Here is a 16598-nt window from a genome sequence, read left to right as displayed (position 1 = left end):
GCCAGGCAAGCCCACCATCGCAGCCGACCCCTTTGCTCTGCACCCACATACGCATCGGTCACACAGCGCAAAGATCGAGCAGACCCCCAAACATCCATTCACCTTAATTTGAGCAGCTTATTGCAGGTGTCGCGTATATGGGTGCAGAGCAAAGGGAGCGTCAGGTTGTCAGGCGGGCCGGAGCGGCGTGACGGAGGGTCAGGCGGCCGGCAACGTCGCAGCCAACTCGGGGATATCACCGAGAGTGGTCGACGCGGGTGGGCGGCTCTCGGCACGGCACGGCACAACGCGGCGCGGCGCGGCTCAGCGGAGGCGGGGGCGGGGGCCCCGGTCTCCCGGCGCGCGGTCCCGGCCGTACGCGTCGGCGTGCCCCCAGCGGCCCGGGATGTCGAGCAGCTCGATCCGCCCGAAGCCCTTCGGCAGCGCCGGGTCGACCAGCAGGTTCTCCCCGCAGGGCGACAGCCCGAGGATGGTGCCGAGCAGCATCAGCAGCGCCCCCGACGACCACGACTGGGGCCGCCCGGCGTGCGGGAGCTGGACCGGGTACCGGGTGAGGTCGCGGTGGTAGCCGGCGATGACCTCCGGCACCGGGCTGCCCAGCGTGAACACCACGTCGAAGATGCCGGCGGCGATCCGGGCCGCCTCCTCGTCGTAGCCGTACCGGCGCAGCCCGGCCGCGATGATCGCGTTGTCCGACGGCCACACCGAGCCGAGGTGCGCGCCGACCGGGTTGTACACCCGTTGCCCGTCGGCCAGGGTGCGCACCCCCCAGCCGGAGAACATCCGTGGCCCGAGGAGGTGCTGGGCCACCGCCTCGGCGCGCTTCTCGTCGACGATGCCGCTCCACAGCAGGTGCCCCATGTTGGAGGCGAGCGCGTCGACCGGCTCGCCGTCCGGCCCCAGGGCCAGCGCGTAGTAGTCCCGGTGGGACAGCCAGAAGTCCCGGTTGAACCGCTCCTTCAGCTCCGCCGCCTCCCGTTCCAGCCGGTCGGCGTACGCCGGGTCGTCCCAGAACTCGCGGGCCAGGCGGGCGGCGCGCCGCTTCGCGTCGTACGCGTACCCCTGCACCTCGCAGGTGGCGCGGGGCAGACCCGGCTCCCGGCCGTCGGCGTCGACGATCGCGTCGGGCGAGTTCTTCCAGCACTGGTTGATCAGCCCGGTGCGGGTGTTGCGCCGCTGGTAGCGCACGTAACCGTCACCGAGGATGTCGCCGTACTCGTCGATCCAGTCCAGCGCCATCCGGGCGGGATGACGCAGCTCGCGGACCAGGTCGGCGTCGCCGGACCAGCGCTCGTACTCGTCGAGCAGGATCACGAACAGCGGCGTGGTGTCGGCCGCGCTGTAGTGCAGGTAGGTGGGTGACTCGCCGAAGACCGCGTTCTCGCCGTAGCGGTACTCGGCCACGATCTTGCCGGGCTCCTCCTCGCGGTGGTCGTCGAGCCGGCCGCCCTGACCGAGGGCGAGCAGCCGCAACGTGGGCGGGGCCAACTCCGGGGTGAACGGCAGCGTCTCCAGGCAGGTGATCAGGGCGTCGCGGCCGTACAGCGCCATCGCCCACGGGAGGCCGCCCACCGGCAGCCTGCCCCGGATCGACAGCGGCGTGTAGCGCAGCGCGGCGAGGTCGGCGAGGCTACCGTCGTACGCCTCGCGGAGCCCGTCGCGCTCGGCGACCAGCTCCGGGGCGCGCTCCCGCCAGCGGCGCAGGTCCTCCCGCATGTCCCGGCGGATCTGCTCGCGGTGGGCCTCCAGGCTGGCCCGCAGGTCCCGGGCTGCCGCCCCCCGCATGATCATGCCGATGTGCAGGTCGGTCGTCCACGAGCCGTTCGGGGGGACCCGGATCCGGAAGGTCATCCCGCCGGGGTCCACCTCCACGGGCGCGGTGGACGACACGACGGTCTCGCGGGCGAACCGCTCCCGCTGGTAGGACAGCCGCAGCTCCCCTTCGGCCGGCATCGGGGTGGCGGCGATCCGCCGCGCCCTCGGCTCCTTGATCTCGGCGGTGTCGGCGAAGTCCGAGGCGATCTCCATCCGCACCGTGAACTCGGCCGGCTCCGCCGAGTGGTTGAGCACGACGAGCCGCTCGTTGAAGCTGTCGTCGAGCGACCGGTGCCGGATCACCGAGACGTCGGCGTCGACGTAGTGGCTCGCCGCGCCGGGAACCAGCACGAACCTGGTCTCGAAGTACGTCATCTCGTCGCGGGACAGCGCCTTCAGCCGCTTTCCGTCGATGGTGAGCACCCAGCGGGACAGGAACCGGGTGTCGAACGAGAAGAGGCCGATGGGCGCGCGCGGGTCGGGCGTCATGTCGCCCTGCGCGTCGCTGACCGCGAAGGAGTTGCCGGTCAGCACGTTGACCAGTTCCTGCTTCACTGCCGCTCACCCCGCTGCGGCAGCGACGTACGGTGCGCGGCGGCCGCCCTGACCGCCACCTCCCGGGGGTGGCGGGCGTCGGGCGGGCCGGGGAACAGCCGGCGCAGCAACATCAGCAACCGCAGGTCCCCCTGGGCGGTGACGTCGTTGCGGACCAGTGCCGCCCCGATGTGGGTGCCCTCGGCGACGATCCGGTCGAACACCTCCCGGTCCCCCGCGACGACAAGGTCCGCCTCCTCCGCCGACCGGCTCACCCCGACCTGCTGGTCACCGATCGTGAGGAACCAATGGTCGGTGCTGCCGTCGTCGCGGATGTCGAGGCGCACCGTGCCGCTGACGTTCTCCGGCAGGTCCTCGTGGCGACCCCCGACCCAGCAGGCCAGGTAGTCCGCGGCGGACGCGGTCATCAGCCCTCCCCTCCCGGACGACACAGGTCGTTTCCGGAGCATCCCCGCCGACCGGGTGACCCCGGCTCACCCGGTCCGGGTGAATCCCGGCCGGGGCGGTCCGGGCCGGGCGCGGCGGCGACCGTTTGTCCGGACGCCGAACGGGCACGCCGGCAACAAGAGCCGAGCGACGGAACAGGAGAGAACCATGCGCGCGCTGCGGTTGCCAGGCTGGAAGTCCGAACCCGAGCTGGTCGAGGTGGCCGAACCCACCGCCGGCCCCGGTCAGGTGGTGGTGCGGATCGGCGGGGCGGGGGCCTGCCACTCCGATCTGCACCTGATGCACGACTTCGAGGCCGGGGCGGTGCCCTGGAACCCGCCGTTCACCCTCGGCCACGAGAACGCCGGCTGGGTGCACGACCTCGGTGCGGGGGTGACCGGCCTGGAGGTCGGCCAGCCCGTGGCGGTCTACGGCGCGTGGGGCTGCGGCACCTGCGACCGCTGCCGGGTGGGCGTCGACCCGTACTGCGAGAATCCCGCCGCCGCGCCGGTGCCCGGCGGGGGCGGCGGCCTCGGCCTGGACGGCGGCATGGCCGAGTACGAGCTGGTTCCCGACGCCCGGCACATCGTGCCGCTGCCCGAGGGGCTCGACCCGGTGCAGGCCGCGCCGCTGACCGACGCGGGCCTCACCCCGTACCACGCGATCCGCCGGTCGTGGCACAAGCTCGCGCCAGGCAGCACCGCGGTGGTGATCGGCGTCGGCGGCCTCGGTCACGTCGGGGTGCAGATCCTCAAGGCCACGACGGCGGCCCGGGTCATCGCCGTGGACACCCGCCCCGAGGCGCTGAAGCTGGCCGAGGAGTGCGGGGCCGACCTGACGCTGCGTTCCGGCGAGGGGACCGCGCAGGAGATCCGTGCGGCCACCCCCGGCGGGCGGGGTGCGGACGTGGTCCTCGACTTCGTCGGCGCCGACGCCACGCTGCGGCTCGGCGCGGCGGCCGCCCGTACGCTCGGGGACCTCACCATCGTCGGCATCGCCGGCGGCACGCTGCCGGTGTCGTTCTTCTCCGTGCCGTACGAGGTGAGCATCCAGACCACCTACTGGGGCAGCCGGCCGGAGCTGATCGAGGTGCTCGACCTGGGCGCCCGGGGTCTGGTGCGGCCGAAGACGACCACGTTCCCGCTGGACCGGGCGGTCGACGCCTACCGGAGGCTGCAGGACGGCTCGGTGGAGGGCCGCGCGGTCATCGTCCCGTGAGCAGCAGCCCGCGCACGTAGGCGGCCTGGCCGACGTGCTGGAGGTCGTCCTCGGCGATGCTGACCAGCCGGACCCCGAGGGTCACCGGCGGGTCCCACGCCTCGTCGACCACCCGGTCCAGGTCCGCCGGCCGCAGCCCGGCCAGGAATCCCCGGGTCCGTTCCGCGACCGCGTCGTGGTAGTCGACGAGGACCCGGGGGCTCTCCGGCGCGACGGCGGCGACCTGGTCCGGGGTGTGCGCGTAGCCGGTGTCGTCCGGGTCGGCGGACAGCCCGAACCGGGCCGCCCAGTCGCCGGTGGCCCAGAGCTGCCCGGTGTCGAGCAGGTCGGCGACGTGGTGGTCCTGCACCCGGGTCAGGTGCCACACCAGCCAGCCCACCGGGTTCGCGCCGGGCGCGGGCGCGCGCCGCAGCTGCTCCGGGGACAGGCCGTCGACCGCGGCGCGGACCAGCGCGGGCAGTCGGCCGTAGGTCTCGGTCAGTACGTCGCTGATCTCCACGCGCTCCTCCTCGGCCGGGGCCTGCGGTCTCCTCGCCAGTACCGCACGGGCGGGCGACCAAACCTGGTCGCGGCAACGGCGCGGCCCCACCCTAGGGTGGGGCGGGTGGTCGCCGCGCTGGAGCTGTATCTCGACACCGACGCCACCCGGCGGATCCGGGTGCTGTGGGACGCGTTGGAGTCCGAGGGCGTGCAGAGCATGCGCAGCCTGCTGGAGCGGCGGCACCGGCCGCACGTGTCGCTCGCGGTGGCCCCGCGACTGGACCCGGACCAGGTGGCCGGCGCCCTGGCCGGGACGACGGTGGCGGTGCCGCTGCGGCTGTCGTTCCAGCACGCCGGGCAGTTCGTCGGCCGGGTGCTCTGGCTGGGGCCGTCGCCCACGGCCGATTTGCTGGCCCACCAGGCGCTCGTGCACGACCGGCTCGCCGCCGCCGGGGTCGGGTTGGCCGAGCACTACCGTCCGGGGCGCTGGGTGCCGCACTGCACGCTGTCGATGCGCGTGCCCAACGCCCTGATGGCCGCCGCGGTGCGGCGCTGCCTGGAGGTGCTGCCGCTGGAGGCGACGGTGGTCGGCGCGGCGGTCACCGACCACGCCCGGGGCATCTGCCGGCCGCTGCCCTGACCCGTGGCGCAACGACGCCGGGCTATGCGAGGAATCCTCACGGACCGTGCGCGGCCGACCAAGTCCAGCACTTAAGGATGATTCAGGGGTCAATTCTGGGGTCGATTGATCCCACCTCGCACGGAACCCAAATTACGGGTTATCTAATGTGTAGTTTCCTTGCCTAAAGCGCAATTCGCTACTTACATTTCACGGAGTTTACGCTCAGCCTGTGCGGAGGAGAGCACGTGGAACTCACATTGACCTTCGACGCCGCGTACGCGGCCCACGCGGCGGTCGTCATGGCGTCCGTCGCCGAATCGAACCCGGGCCAGGCGGTCCGCTACTGGCTCATCGCGGCCGACGACGTCAGCCCCTCGGCGCGCGCCGCCCTGACCCGGGCGGCCGGGCCGGACGCCACCGTGGAGTACCTGCGGGTGGACACCTCCGTGGTGAACCTGCCGAAGGGCAGCGACCCGGTGATGGCGTACCTGTCCCCGGCGATGTACCTGCGACTGCTGGTCCCCGCCGCGCTTCCCGACGAGGTGCGGCGGGTGCTCTACCTGGACTGCGACACGATGTGCACGAACAGCCTCGCACCGCTGTTCGACGTGGACATGGGCGGCGCCCCGCTGGGCGCGGTCCGGGACCCGTTCAACCGGCGGCTGCTCGACATGGGCGGCATCCCCGGCCTGGCCGAATACCGCGACCTGGACCCGTACGCCCTCTACTTCAACTCCGGGGTGCTGCTCATCGACGTGGCCCGGTGGAAGGAGTGCGAGGTGACCGAGAAATCGCTGGCGTACCTCGCCCGGCACGCCCACGAGTCGCGGTACCCGGACCAGGACGCCCTCAACTACGCCGTGTACGGCAACTGGCTGCGGCTGCCCCGGCAGTGGAACGACCTGATGGCCTGGCGGCTGGAGCCCGAGTTCGGCGGAAAGCTCTCCGACTCGGCGGTCATCCACCCGGCCGGGCCGATCAAGCCGTGGCAGCCCGGCTTCCCGAAGGGGGCCCGCCGGGACCTGTACTGGCGGCACCGCCGCCGCAACGGCGGGCTGGTCGCCACCACGCGCCGCTGACCCCGGGAACCGGGCCGCCGGACCGGACCGCAACCCGGCCCGGCGGGGCGGGGCACGGCGGGCGTTCTGCCATCATCGTCACGATGTCCGCCACCCCACCCGCGCCGACCGCCACCCCGGTCGCCGCCCGCGCAGCCGCACCCACGGCCGGCCCCGGCGCCCCCGCGCGCGGCGCCGTGCTCGAAGCGGTGCTGGAACGCGTCACGTACGTCAACGAGGAGACCGGGTACACCATCGCCCGCGTCGCCACCGACCGCTCCGGCGACGACCTGCTCACCGTCGTCGGCACGCTGCCCGGCGCGCAGCCCGGCGAGCGGCTGCGGCTGGTCGGCCGGTGGGGTTCGCACCCGAAGTACGGGCGGCAGTTCGAGGTGCACCAGTGCACCACCGTCCTGCCGGCGACCGTGCAGGGCATCGAGCGCTACCTGGGGTCGGGCCTGATCAAGGGCATCGGTCCGAAGATGGCGGCCCGCATCGTGGCCGCCTTCGGCGTGGACACGCTGCGGATCATCGAGGAGGAGCCGGGCCGGCTGGTCGAGGTGCACGGCCTCGGCCGCAAGCGCACCGCCGCGATCGGCGCGGCCTGGCAGGAGCAGAAGGCCATCAAGGAGGTCATGGTCTTCCTCCAGGGTGTCGGCGTCTCCACCTCGCACGCCGTGCGCATCTTCAAGCAGTACGGCGACGAGTCCATCGCCGTCGTGCGCGACGACCCGTACCGGCTCGCCGCCGACGTGTGGGGCATCGGTTTCCGCACCGCCGACAGCATCGCCAAGGCGGTGGGCATCCCGCACGACAGCCCGCAGCGGGTGCGCGCCGGCATCCGGTACACCCTTTCCGAGGCCGCCGACGGCGGGCACTGCTACCTGCCCGAGCCGAACCTGGTCGCCGACGCCGCGACGATCCTGGAGGTCCCGGCGGACCTGGTCGCCGCCTGCCTGGCCGACCTCGTGGCGACCGAGGACGGTGTGGTCGGCGAGGCGGTGCCGAACCCGAGCAACGAGGGGGCGGTCATCCCGGCCGTCTACCTGGTGCCGTTCCACCGGGCCGAGTCGGCCCTCGCGGCGAGCCTGGTCCGGCTGCTGACCGACCGGGTGGACCGGATGCCGGCCTTCGCGGACGTGGACTGGGGCCGGGCGCTGTCCTGGCTGAAGGCCCGCACCGGGGCGGAGCTGGCCCCCGAGCAGGAGCAGGCCGTACGGCTGGCGCTGACCTCGAAGGTCGCCGTGCTGACCGGCGGCCCCGGCTGCGGCAAGTCGTTCACCGTCCGGTCGATCATCGAGCTGGCGGCGGCGAAGAAGGCGAAGATCGTGCTGGCCGCGCCGACCGGCCGCGCGGCGAAGCGGCTCACCGAGCTGACCGGCCACCCGGCGACCACCGTGCACCGGCTGCTCCAGCTGCGCCCCGGCGGGGACGCCACCTTCGACCGGGACAACCCGGTCGACGCCGACCTGATGGTGGTCGACGAGGCGTCCATGCTGGACCTGATCCTCGCCAACAAGCTGGTCAAGGCGGTACCGCCCGGCGCGCACCTGCTGCTGGTCGGCGACGTCGACCAGTTGCCCTCGGTCGGCGCGGGCGAGGTGCTGCGCGACGTGCTCGCCGCCGAGACGGTGCCCCGGGTCCGGCTGACCCGCATCTTCCGGCAGGCGCAGGAGTCGGGCGTGGTGGTCAACGCGCACCGGATCAACGCCGGCCAGGCCCCGGTGTTCGGCGAGCACCCCGACTTCTTCCTCTTTCCCAGCGACGAACCGGAGGTCACCGCCGAGCAGGTGGTCGACATCGTGACCCGGCGGATCCCGCGCCGGTTCGGGCTGCGCCCCCGCGACGTGCAGGTGCTCACCCCGATGCTGCGCGGGCCGGCCGGCGCCGGCAACCTGAACACCCTGCTCCAGCAGGCGATCGCCCCGCACCGCGAGAACGCGCCGGAGCGGCGGCACGGCGGGCGGGTCTTCCGGGTCGGCGACAAGGTCATCCAGGTCCGCAACAACTACGACAAGGGCGCGGCCGGGGTGTTCAACGGCACCGTCGGCGTGGTCACGGCCCTGGACCCCGACGAGCAGACCCTGACCGTGCGCACCGACGAGGACGAGGACATCGGGTACGAGTTCCACGAGCTCGACGAGCTGCAGCACGCGTACGCCATCACGGTGCACCGGTCGCAGGGCAGCGAGTATCCGGCGGTGGTGATGCCGGTGACCATGGGCGCGTACACGATGTTGCAGCGCAACCTGCTCTACACCGCCGTCACCCGGGCCCGGAAGCTGGTCGTGCTGGCCGGTTCGCGCAAGGCGCTGGCCATCGCGGTGCGTACGGCCGGCACGGGTCGCCGGCACACGGCGCTGACCCACCGGCTCTCCCCCGACCGGCCCTGACTCGCCGGTGGTCGGCGCGGTCCCCGGCGGACCGCGCCGACCGCCGCGCCGCTGCCTGGCCTACTCGGCGATCCGGGTCCGGCCGGTCCAGCGGAAGACGACCGGCGCCTCGCCGCCGCCGGAGTCCCGCTCGAAGTGCTCGTAGCCCCCGTAGTGGCGTACCTTGATCTTGTGTTCCACGGGGGAGACCCGGTGGCTGCGCAGCTCGGTCGGCAGGTTGGCGGGCCCGCCCTCCAGCACGACGTCGATGATGCCGGCGGCCTCGCCGCTGATGGTCATGGCCGGCACCGACCAGGCGATCCGGTCGTCGTCGTTGACGATGGGGCTCGCCGTCCGGGCGGTGGGGGCGGATTCGGAAACTGTCATCGCACGACCTCCGTCGTTCGTCGCTCCGCCACGAACGTAATCCAGGTCACACTCGGCGGGCACCCCTTAGCGACCCCCTAACGGCCTGCCCCTCGGCTCACTCCCAGCGGAAGAAGCGGGTGGCCAGGACGCTGCCGACGACGGCGGTGACGGCCAGGGCGAGCAGCTGCGGCCACGCCGGGCTGTCGCCGGCCCAGGCCGCCGCGAGGGTGTCCACGGTGGCCCCGAGCGGCGAGTAGTCGCCGATGCGGGCCAGCACGGTCGGCATCTGGTCGCGCGGCAGCCAGGCGCCGGCGAGGAAGAGCAGCGGGAAGAACAGCGCCGGCCCGATGGACTGGGCCGCCCGCGCCGACGGGGCGAGCGCGGCGATGAGCAGGCCGACGGCGAAGAGGCAGGCCACGCCGAGCAGGAACGCCAGCACGAAGGCGGGCACGTTGGCCGGGGCCGGCTGGTCCAGCAGGAACCGTACGCCGATCGCGGTGACCACCGCGCCGGCCACGCCCATCACCAGGTTGACCACCACCTGCGCCACGAGCAGCAGGGCCGGGTTGACCGGGGTGGTGGCCAGGCGGCGCAGCACCCGCCGCTCCCGGTAGATGCCCAGCGCCATCGGCAGGGTGAACAGCGCGAGCATGCCGATGGTGAGGGCCAGCGCGAGGGCCGGCAGGAAGGTCAGCTCGCCGTGCTGCCCGGCGTCCGCGCCGGAGGCGCCGCGCTGCGGCAGCCCGAAGACCAGCATGAGGCCGAGCGGCAGGGCGAAGACGAAGAACAGCGACACCGGCTCGCGCAGGAACAGCTTCGCCTCGACGGCGATCAGCTTGGACAGGGCGTTCACGAGGACCTCTCGTCGGTCGACGGCGGGGTGGTGGCCCGGGCGGCGCGGCCGGTCAGCGAGACGAAGGCGTCGTCCAGGGTGGGCTGCTCGACGCGCAGGCCGGCGTAGCGGACCTTCTGCTCGGCCAGGGCCGACAGCACCGTCTGCAGGACCTGCTCCGGGCCGGTGACGGTGACCTCGTCGCCGGAGCGGCGCACCCCGGTCACCTCGGGCAGCGCGGCGAGCAGCGCGTCGTCCACCGGGTCGAGCGGCCGGAAGTGCACACGGTGCTCGGTGCCGACCCGGGAGAGCAGGCCGGACGGGGTGTCGATGGCCACGACCCGGCCGGTGTCGATGATGGCCAGCCGGTCGCAGAGCCGCTCGGCCTCCTCCATGAAGTGGGTGACCAGCACGACCGTCACCCCCCGGTCGCGGATGCGCTCGACCAGGTCCCAGGTGTCCCGCCGGCCCTGCGGGTCCAGCCCGGTGGTCAGCTCGTCGAGGATGGCGATCTCGGGGCGGCCGACCAGGGCGAGGGCCACCGAGAGCCGCTGCTTCTGCCCGCCGGACAGCTTGTGGAAGGCGGTGTCGCGCTGCGCGGTCAGGCCGAGGTCGTCGAGCAACTCGTCGATGTCGGCCCGGTTGCGGTAGAAGGACCGGTAGAGGTCCAGCGCCTCACGCACGCGCAGCTTGTCGGGCAGCTGGCTCTCCTGCAACTGGGCGCCGACGCGCTGCCGCACCTCGGTGCGGTCGCGGACCGGGTCGAGCCCGAGGACGCGGACGGTGCCCCCGTCGGCGCGGCGCAGCCCCTGCACGCACTCGACCGTGGTGGTCTTGCCCGCCCCGTTGGGGCCGAGCACGCCGAAGATCTCGCCCTGCTCGACGGTGAAGGAGACGTCGTCGACGGCGATCTTGTCGCCGTACCGCTTGTGCAGGTGCTCGACCTCGATGACCGGCATGGGCGTGGTCCTCCGTCAGGTGCGGACTGCCGCCGGCGAGGGCGGGCCCTCGGGGGAATCGCGGCGTCTGGGTGCTGGGTGGTGTCGCGGTGCTGGGGATGGGAGTGCGGTGCTGGGGTATGTGGTGCTGCGGGTGCGTCGTGGCCACGGTCGGACGACGACCGGCGCACGGGCGGTCGACGCCGGATATCATCCGGCCAACCGAGGCACGAATCAACTCATCGGCTGACGAACCGGGGTGCCGACCGGGATCGGGGCCGGCCGGCAGGGGTGCGGGGCGGTCACCCGGCGTGTCCGTCCACCCCGTCCGGTCCCCGGCCGGGGGCCGCAGGCCCGTCGCCGCCGGCCGGGGGCCGGTCACCGGGCGGCGTGGCGCCGGGGGCGGGGCACGGGTCGCAGAGCGGCAGCAGCTCCCCCAGCCCGGTCAGGGCGACGTCCGGGCCGGCGGCGAGCAGGGTCGCCGGGTCGGACTCCCCCCACAGCGCCGCGACCGCGAGGACCCCGGCCGCGCGGGCGCTGGCCAGGTCGCTGGGCGCGTCGCCGACCATCAGCGCGTCGGCGGGCGCGACGTCGAGCAGCTCCAGCGCGCGGCGCACGATGTCCGGGGCCGGCTTCGGGCGGGCCACCTCGTCGGAGCCCACCACGTGGTCGACCAGGCGTAGCAGATCCAGCCGGCGCAGCAGGTCGCGGGCGCGCACCCCGCTGCGGCCGGTCGCCACGGCCAGCCCGATCCCCCGCCCGCGCAGCACGCCGAGCAGGTCGGCCGCCCCGGGCACCGGCGTGACCAGGTGGGCCAGCCGGTAGCTCTCCCGCACGAAGGGGTCGGCCATGGCCGCCGGGAGGCCCATCAGCCGCAGCACGTCGGGCAGGTAGCGGCCCGGGTGGCGGCAGTATTCGTCGACGGGCGCGACGCCGCCGCCGACCACCTCGGCGTACGCGAGGGCGAACGCCTCGCGGGCCACGGCCAGGCTGTCGACCAGCACACCGTCGAGGTCCAGGACGACCGCCCGGACTCCCCCGGGCGCCCCGGACCGGCGCACCGCCGCACCGGCCACCGGCGTCACCTCCCCACCCACGCGCACGACACGCCGACGCCGGGCCGTAGGGGTGGCCCGCCCCGGGCACCCCGACTAGCGTCGGGTCGCCGGGACCCGCCGGGCCGGGTCGACCGCGACGACCCGACCGGCCGGCGTCCCCGCGAACCCTACCGGTGGAGAGGTGCGTCCACATGCCGCTGCTGAGCTGGCTGTCCGAGTCCGCCGACGACCGCCCGGACGCGGTCCGGGTCGACGACCGGGCCGTGTCCTGGGTGGAGCTGCGCCGGCTCGCCACGGCGGTCGCCGACGACCTGGGCGGCGTGGACCGGGTCGCCGTCGAGGCGACGCCCACCCTGGAGACGGTGGTCGGGGTGGTCGGGGCGCTGCTGGCCGGCGCGGCGGTCGTGCCGGTGCCGCCGGACGCCGGGCCGATGGAGCGGGAGCACATCCTGCGCGACTCCGGCGCGACGGCGCTGCTGGCCCCGGCGGGCGGCACCGGTCCGGCCGGCGACGGGGGCCCGCCGGTGATCCCGGTCGACCTGGCGCGGCGGTCGGACACCGTCCACCCCGAGCCGGACCCGGCCGCCACCGCGCTGATCCTCTACACCAGCGGCACGACCGGGGCGCCGAAGGGCGCGGTGATCGGCCGGCGGGCGGTCGCCGCCTGCCTCGACGGGCTCGCCGACGCCTGGGCGTGGACGCCCGAGGACCTGCTGGTGCACGGGCTGCCGCTGTTCCACGTGCACGGCCTCGTGCTGGGGGTGCTGGGGCCGCTGCGGCTGGGCAGCCGGCTGCACCACGTGGGCCGGCCGCGCCCCGAGCGGTACGCGGCGGCCGGCGGCACGGTCTACTTCGGCGTACCCACGGTGTGGTCCCGGATCGCGGCGGACCCGGACTCGGCACGGGCGCTGCGCCCGGCGCGGCTGCTCGTCTCGGGCAGCGCGGCCCTGCCGGCGGCAGTCTTCGCGGACCTGGCCGCCCTCACCGGCCACGAGGTCGTCGAGCGGTACGGGATGACGGAGACCCTGATCACGGTGAGCGCGCGGGCGGACGGGCCGCGCCGGCCGGGGACGGTCGGCGTGCCGCTGCCCGGGGTGCGGACCCGGCTGGTCGACGAGCACGGCGCGGCGCTGCCCGCCGACGGGGAGGCGATGGGCGAGCTCCAGGTCGCCGGCCCGACCCTCTTCGAGGGCTACCTCGGCCGACCGGACGCCGACGCGGCCACCCGCGCCCCGGACGGCTGGTTCCGCACCGGCGACGTCGCCACGATCGGCCCGGACGGGTGGCACCGGATCGTCGGCCGCGCCGCCACGGATCTGATCAAGAGCGGCGGGTACCGGATCGGGGCCGGCGAGGTGGAGGACGCCCTGCTGGCCCACCCGGGGGTCCGGGAGGCCGCCGTGGTCGGCACCCCGCACCCGGACCTCGGCCAGCAGGTCACCGCGTACGTGGTGGGCGACGGGGTGGACGGCCCGGAGCTGATCGACTTCGTGGCCCGCCAACTGTCGGCGCACAAGCGGCCCCGCGAGGTGCGGCTGGTCGAGGCGCTGCCCCGCAACGCCCTCGGCAAGGTGCAGAAGACCAGGCTGGCGGCGGACTGAGCCGGGGCCGCGCCGGGGGTGGACGCCAGGCCCGCCCCGGTCAGCCGGTGACCGCCGGGATGCCGATGGCGGTGAGCACCAGGCCCCGCTCGACCAGGAACCGGCCGCGGAAGGCGGTCACCGGGGCGCCGCCGAGGACCGGGCCGGGCACCAGCAGGTGCGCGACGAACGTCCCGCCGGCGTCGACGACGATGTCCGCCTCGGCGAAGTCCAGCCACCGGCCGGTCAGCGGGAACCACGCCTTGTAGACCGACTCCTTGGCGCAGAACAGCAGGCGGTCCCAGCAGACCGTGGGGTGGGCGGCGGCCAGCGCGGCGGTGCGGGTCCGCTCGGCCGGCAGCGCGATCGCGTCGAGCACCCCCTCGGGCAGCGGCGCGTGCGGCTCGGCGTCGATGCCGAGGGTGGCCAGCGCGGTGGCGCGGCCGAGGACGGCCGCCCGGTAGCCCTCGCAGTGCGTCATGCTGCCGACCACCCCGGCGGGCCAGACGGGGGCGCCGCGCGCGCCGGAGACGATCGGCGTCTCGGCGATGCCCAGCTCGCGCAGCGCGCGGCGGGCGCAGTGCCGCACGGTGGTGAACTCCCGGCGGCGTTTGTCGACGGCGTTGGCGACGAGCCGCTCCTCCTCGGGGAACAGGGTCAGGCCGGCGGGGTCGGTGAACGCTTCGGCCACCACCGCGGCCGCAGGGAGGATCTGCTCGATCACAGCCGCCGATGCTAGGCCGCCCCGGCGGCCCGCGCCGTCCCTCGATCGGGCGCGACGCGCCGATAGGGGTGGGTACGGGTGGAGGGCGGCGGGGGCGGATGTCACCCTGAGGGGTGCCCCGGCCTGGTCGGTCGGGGGTGTGTAGTGGTCTTTGGTCTGAGGAATGCGGGTGGCGATGCTGACTGGCAGGGTGGTCCGGTTCGACGAGGTGCGGGGTTACGGCTTCATCGCTCCGGACGGCGGCGGGGACGACGTGTTCGTGCACGCCAACACGGTCGACGGCGACAAGTGGGCGCTGGGGCCGGGCGTCCCGGTGGAGTACGAGGCGGTGGAGAACGAGCGCGGCCCGAAGGCGCTGACCGTACGCGTGCTCGGGCCCGCCGTGGCGGGCGAGCGCACCGCCCCGGTCCGGACGGTCGCGCCGTCGACGGGGCGCGGCCACGAGTCGGGCCAGGGCGGGCTCGAGGACGAGGAGGGGCTCTGCGACGTGCTGTCCGAGCGGTCCTTCGTCACCGAGACCACCGAGGCGCTGCTGATCTCCGTGCCGGACCTGACCGGGGCGCAGATCGTGGCGGTGCGCGCCCGGATGCTGGCGCTGGCGCGGCGGCACGGCTGGGTGGAGGGCTGAGGCTGCCGCCTCCCCCGCTATATGCGGGGTCGGGCCGGCCGGCGCGGCCCCGTCGCGCGGCGGGTTCGGCACGGTCGGCCGGTGCGGCGGGTGCTGCTCGGCGACGCCCACCTGGTCGACCGGTTCGCGGTCAGCCGGCCGCGATGAGCAACGACTTCCTGATCCGGCCCTGCGCGCTGCGGGGCAGTTCGTCGACGAAGTGCACCCGGCGGGGCCGCTGGCCGGCCGACAGGTGGCGGCCCACGTGGTCGATGAGCACCTGGGCGGTGAGCCCCTCGGCGGCGACGACGTATGCGGTGACCTGCTCGCCCTGCCCGGCGTGCGGGGTGCCGACCACGGCGGCGTCGCGGACCCCGGGATAGCTGAGAAGCACCTCCTCGACCTGCCCGGCGTGGACCCGGCGGGTGCGGCCGTGCACCACGTCGGTCCGTCGCCGCCCGATGATCCGGTGCGAGCCGTCGGCCGCCACGGTGGCGAGGTCGCCGGTGGCGTGCCAGCCGGCGGCGTCGGCGCACCGCCCGCGCCCGTCGACGTAGCCGCTGGACAGCGTGGGGCCCCGGATGCTCAGCTCCCCGACGGACTCGCCGTCGGCCGGCACCGGCCGGTCGTCGCGGTCGAGGATCCGGGTCTGCACGCCGGGCAGGGGCGTCCCGGCGGTGCCGGCGGCGCAGGGCGCGTCGACCCGCCCGGTCACCGCGATCAGGGTCTCGGTGGTGCCGTAACCCTGGATGAGGGAGTGCGAGGTGAGCAGGCGAAGCCGTTCGGTCACGGCGGGGGCCAGCGGGGCGTCGGCGGAGACCAGGATCCGGGCCCCGGACAGCGACCGGGCCCAGGGGTGGTCCCGCGAGATGCGCGCCCATTGGCCGGGGACGGCCAGGTACATGGTGCCGACCGGGCCGGCAGCCGCGTCCCGGTCGAGGTGGACGAAGCGGCTGCCCGTGCGCAGTGCGCCGAGCAGGCCCACCACCAGGCCGTACGCCCGGAACAGCGGGGCGCCCTGGACGACGACGTCCTCGCCGTTCCACCGCCACGCGTCGGCCAGCAGGTCCAGGTCGGCGGCGATGGCCCGGCGGGAGACACGGACGCCCCTCGGTGGCCCGCTCGCGCCGCCGGTGTAGAGGATCACCGCGTCGGCGTCGGGGTGCGGCTCGGGTTGGTGGGCCGAGGAGCGTCGGCTCAGGTCGACGGGGACGGTGGCCAGCCCGGCGGCGACGGCCGGGGCGGGGGCGGCGGAGGGGGCGCGGCCGAGGAGCACGGTCGCGCCGGACTCCCGCAGGATGCGGCCGCGCTCCCGCGCGTCGGCCCGGGGCGGCAGGGGCACCAGCGGCACGCCGGCCTGGACGGCCCCGACCATGGCGACGACGGTCTCCAGGCTGGGGGTGGCGTCGACGGCGACCGCGGCGGCGCCCCGGATCCGGTCGGCGACCGCGTTCACGCAGCCGAGCAGGGCTTCGCTGGAGAGCATCCGCCCGGCCACCCGGACGGCGTCGGGGCGGTCCGCGCCGGAGGCGCGTAACGCCGGCAGCAGTGTCATCCGCCCTAACCTCTGTCGAGGGCGCCGACGAGGCTCGGCAGTGGCAGGGACATCGCGGCCACAGAACCCTTCGCGTCATGGGTGCGGTAGCCCCATATCCGGCCATCCCCGCGTGCTGCGGGTGCCCCGAAATTAGGCTGCGCTATCGCCGGACACAACCCCTAGCCGTGGCGCGCGAGGCCCGCCGCGACGCGGGGTCGCGCCGCCGCCGGCGGGCAGGCGGGCCAGGCAGGACCCCCGCCGGGGCGGGGACTGGTCGCCGTGGGCGGGGCGATGCTGTTCCGCGAACCGGCGGCCCGTCGTCGGCACTCCGCGACCGGGGCGGAATTGGAATCGCGGCGCGGGCCGTACGGATTGCGCAACCCGCCCGAAACGGAATTCCGATACAT

15 protein-coding genes are annotated in these 16598 nt (G+C 74.6%); 6 read left to right on the top strand and 9 right to left on the bottom strand.

Annotated elements, in window-relative coordinates; translation table 11 throughout:
• Nucleotides 1-303: 303 nt before the first annotated feature.
• Nucleotides 304-2370, bottom strand: coding sequence for an amylo-alpha-1,6-glucosidase (locus tag TK50_RS11545; protein ID WP_043962738.1), 2067 nt, complete (start codon nucleotides 2368-2370; stop codon nucleotides 304-306).
• A complete protein-coding gene (locus TK50_RS11540; RefSeq protein ID WP_043962736.1) occupies nucleotides 2367-2777 on the bottom strand; it encodes an SCP2 sterol-binding domain-containing protein in 411 nt (136 codons plus the stop codon). The genes TK50_RS11545 and TK50_RS11540 overlap by 4 nt, the downstream gene beginning before the upstream one ends.
• A 187-nt stretch (nucleotides 2778-2964) precedes the next feature.
• Between TK50_RS11540 and TK50_RS11535 the strand changes: the two genes are divergently transcribed.
• Nucleotides 2965-4014: an NAD(P)-dependent alcohol dehydrogenase gene (locus TK50_RS11535; protein WP_043962734.1), complete on the top strand. Its 1050-nt coding sequence runs from the start codon at nucleotides 2965-2967 to the stop codon at nucleotides 4012-4014.
• On the opposite strand, the gene TK50_RS11530 is transcribed toward TK50_RS11535, so the two are convergent.
• The gene (locus tag TK50_RS11530; RefSeq protein ID WP_043962733.1) at nucleotides 4001-4513 is read right to left on the bottom strand and encodes a mycothiol transferase; all 513 of its coding nucleotides are present in this window, start codon (nucleotides 4511-4513) and stop codon (nucleotides 4001-4003) included. The two genes, TK50_RS11535 and TK50_RS11530, sit on opposite strands and share 14 nt — an antisense overlap.
• 105 nt (nucleotides 4514-4618) lie before the next feature.
• On the opposite strand from TK50_RS11530, the gene TK50_RS11525 reads away from it, so the two are divergent.
• From TK50_RS11525 to recD2, 3 genes are all read left to right on the top strand, one after another.
• On the top strand, nucleotides 4619-5134 hold the full coding sequence (locus TK50_RS11525; RefSeq protein ID WP_043964308.1) for a 2'-5' RNA ligase family protein: 516 nt from the start codon (nucleotides 4619-4621) through the stop codon (nucleotides 5132-5134).
• Between the two features lie 227 nt (nucleotides 5135-5361).
• Entirely contained in the window at nucleotides 5362-6195 is an 834-nt protein-coding gene (locus TK50_RS32140) for a glycosyltransferase family 8 protein (protein WP_158229401.1), read from the top strand.
• An 83-nt stretch (nucleotides 6196-6278) separates the two neighbouring features.
• Nucleotides 6279-8567: an SF1B family DNA helicase RecD2 gene (recD2, locus tag TK50_RS11515; RefSeq protein WP_043962732.1), complete on the top strand. Its 2289-nt coding sequence runs from the start codon at nucleotides 6279-6281 to the stop codon at nucleotides 8565-8567.
• 60 nt (nucleotides 8568-8627) lie between these two features.
• On the opposite strand, the gene TK50_RS11510 is transcribed toward recD2, so the two are convergent.
• From TK50_RS11510 to TK50_RS11495, 4 genes are all read right to left on the bottom strand, one after another.
• Entirely contained in the window at nucleotides 8628-8933 is a 306-nt protein-coding gene (locus TK50_RS11510; protein WP_241773973.1) for a DUF5988 family protein, read from the bottom strand.
• A gap of 97 nt (nucleotides 8934-9030) precedes the next feature.
• Nucleotides 9031-9768, bottom strand: a complete 738-nt coding sequence (locus TK50_RS11505) for an ABC transporter permease (RefSeq protein ID WP_043962731.1) — start codon at nucleotides 9766-9768, stop codon at nucleotides 9031-9033.
• A complete protein-coding gene (locus tag TK50_RS11500) occupies nucleotides 9765-10706 on the bottom strand; it encodes an ABC transporter ATP-binding protein (RefSeq protein WP_043962730.1) in 942 nt (313 codons plus the stop codon). Before TK50_RS11500 ends, TK50_RS11505 begins: the two co-directional genes overlap by 4 nt.
• A 281-nt stretch (nucleotides 10707-10987) precedes the next feature.
• Nucleotides 10988-11761, bottom strand: a complete 774-nt coding sequence (locus TK50_RS11495; RefSeq protein ID WP_199486002.1) for an HAD-IA family hydrolase — start codon at nucleotides 11759-11761, stop codon at nucleotides 10988-10990.
• A 173-nt stretch (nucleotides 11762-11934) separates the two neighbouring features.
• Between TK50_RS11495 and TK50_RS11490 the strand changes: the two genes are divergently transcribed.
• Nucleotides 11935-13344 (top strand): acyl-CoA synthetase, encoded by a 1410-nt coding sequence (locus TK50_RS11490; protein ID WP_043962729.1) that lies wholly within the window; start codon nucleotides 11935-11937, stop codon nucleotides 13342-13344.
• A 40-nt stretch (nucleotides 13345-13384) separates the two neighbouring features.
• Here TK50_RS11490 and TK50_RS11485 read toward each other — a convergent pair whose 3' ends face one another.
• Nucleotides 13385-14047 (bottom strand): 4'-phosphopantetheinyl transferase family protein, encoded by a 663-nt coding sequence (locus TK50_RS11485; RefSeq protein WP_043962728.1) that lies wholly within the window; start codon nucleotides 14045-14047, stop codon nucleotides 13385-13387.
• A gap of 175 nt (nucleotides 14048-14222) precedes the next feature.
• Here TK50_RS11485 and TK50_RS11480 point away from each other — a divergent pair, with 175 nt between their 5' ends.
• Nucleotides 14223-14675 (top strand): cold-shock protein, encoded by a 453-nt coding sequence (locus tag TK50_RS11480; protein WP_043964304.1) that lies wholly within the window; start codon nucleotides 14223-14225, stop codon nucleotides 14673-14675.
• Between the two features lie 130 nt (nucleotides 14676-14805).
• Here the strand turns inward: TK50_RS11480 and TK50_RS11475 are convergent, their stop codons facing one another.
• Nucleotides 14806-16209 carry an AMP-binding protein gene (locus TK50_RS11475; RefSeq protein ID WP_043962727.1) on the bottom strand — a complete coding sequence of 468 codons (1404 nt, stop codon included), beginning with the start codon at nucleotides 16207-16209 and terminating at the stop codon, nucleotides 14806-14808.
• Between the last annotated feature and the right edge of the window lie 389 nt (nucleotides 16210-16598).

Origin of the sequence: Micromonospora haikouensis, assembly GCF_000876225.1 — a bacterium.
Lineage (GTDB): Bacteria > Actinomycetota > Actinomycetes > Mycobacteriales > Micromonosporaceae > Micromonospora > Micromonospora haikouensis.
This window is presented reverse-complemented; position numbering and strand designations above follow the sequence as displayed.

Bases quoted from the DNA above. Each gene is read 5' to 3' on its own strand.
- TK50_RS11535 (WP_043962734.1), top strand. From the start codon at position 2,965: ATGCGCGCGCTGCGGTTGCCAGGCTGGAAGTCCGAACCCGAGCTGGTC.
- TK50_RS11500 (WP_043962730.1), bottom strand. From the start codon at position 10,706: ATGCCGGTCATCGAGGTCGAGCACCTGCACAAGCGGTACGGCGACAAG.
- TK50_RS11540 (WP_043962736.1), bottom strand. From the start codon at position 2,777: ATGACCGCGTCCGCCGCGGACTACCTGGCCTGCTGGGTCGGGGGTCGC.
- recD2 (WP_043962732.1), top strand. From the start codon at position 6,279: ATGTCCGCCACCCCACCCGCGCCGACCGCCACCCCGGTCGCCGCCCGC.
- TK50_RS11475 (WP_043962727.1), bottom strand. From the start codon at position 16,209: ATGACACTGCTGCCGGCGTTACGCGCCTCCGGCGCGGACCGCCCCGAC.
- TK50_RS11490 (WP_043962729.1), top strand. From the start codon at position 11,935: ATGCCGCTGCTGAGCTGGCTGTCCGAGTCCGCCGACGACCGCCCGGAC.
- TK50_RS11510 (WP_241773973.1), bottom strand. From the start codon at position 8,933: ATGACAGTTTCCGAATCCGCCCCCACCGCCCGGACGGCGAGCCCCATC.
- TK50_RS11480 (WP_043964304.1), top strand. From the start codon at position 14,223: ATGCTGACTGGCAGGGTGGTCCGGTTCGACGAGGTGCGGGGTTACGGC.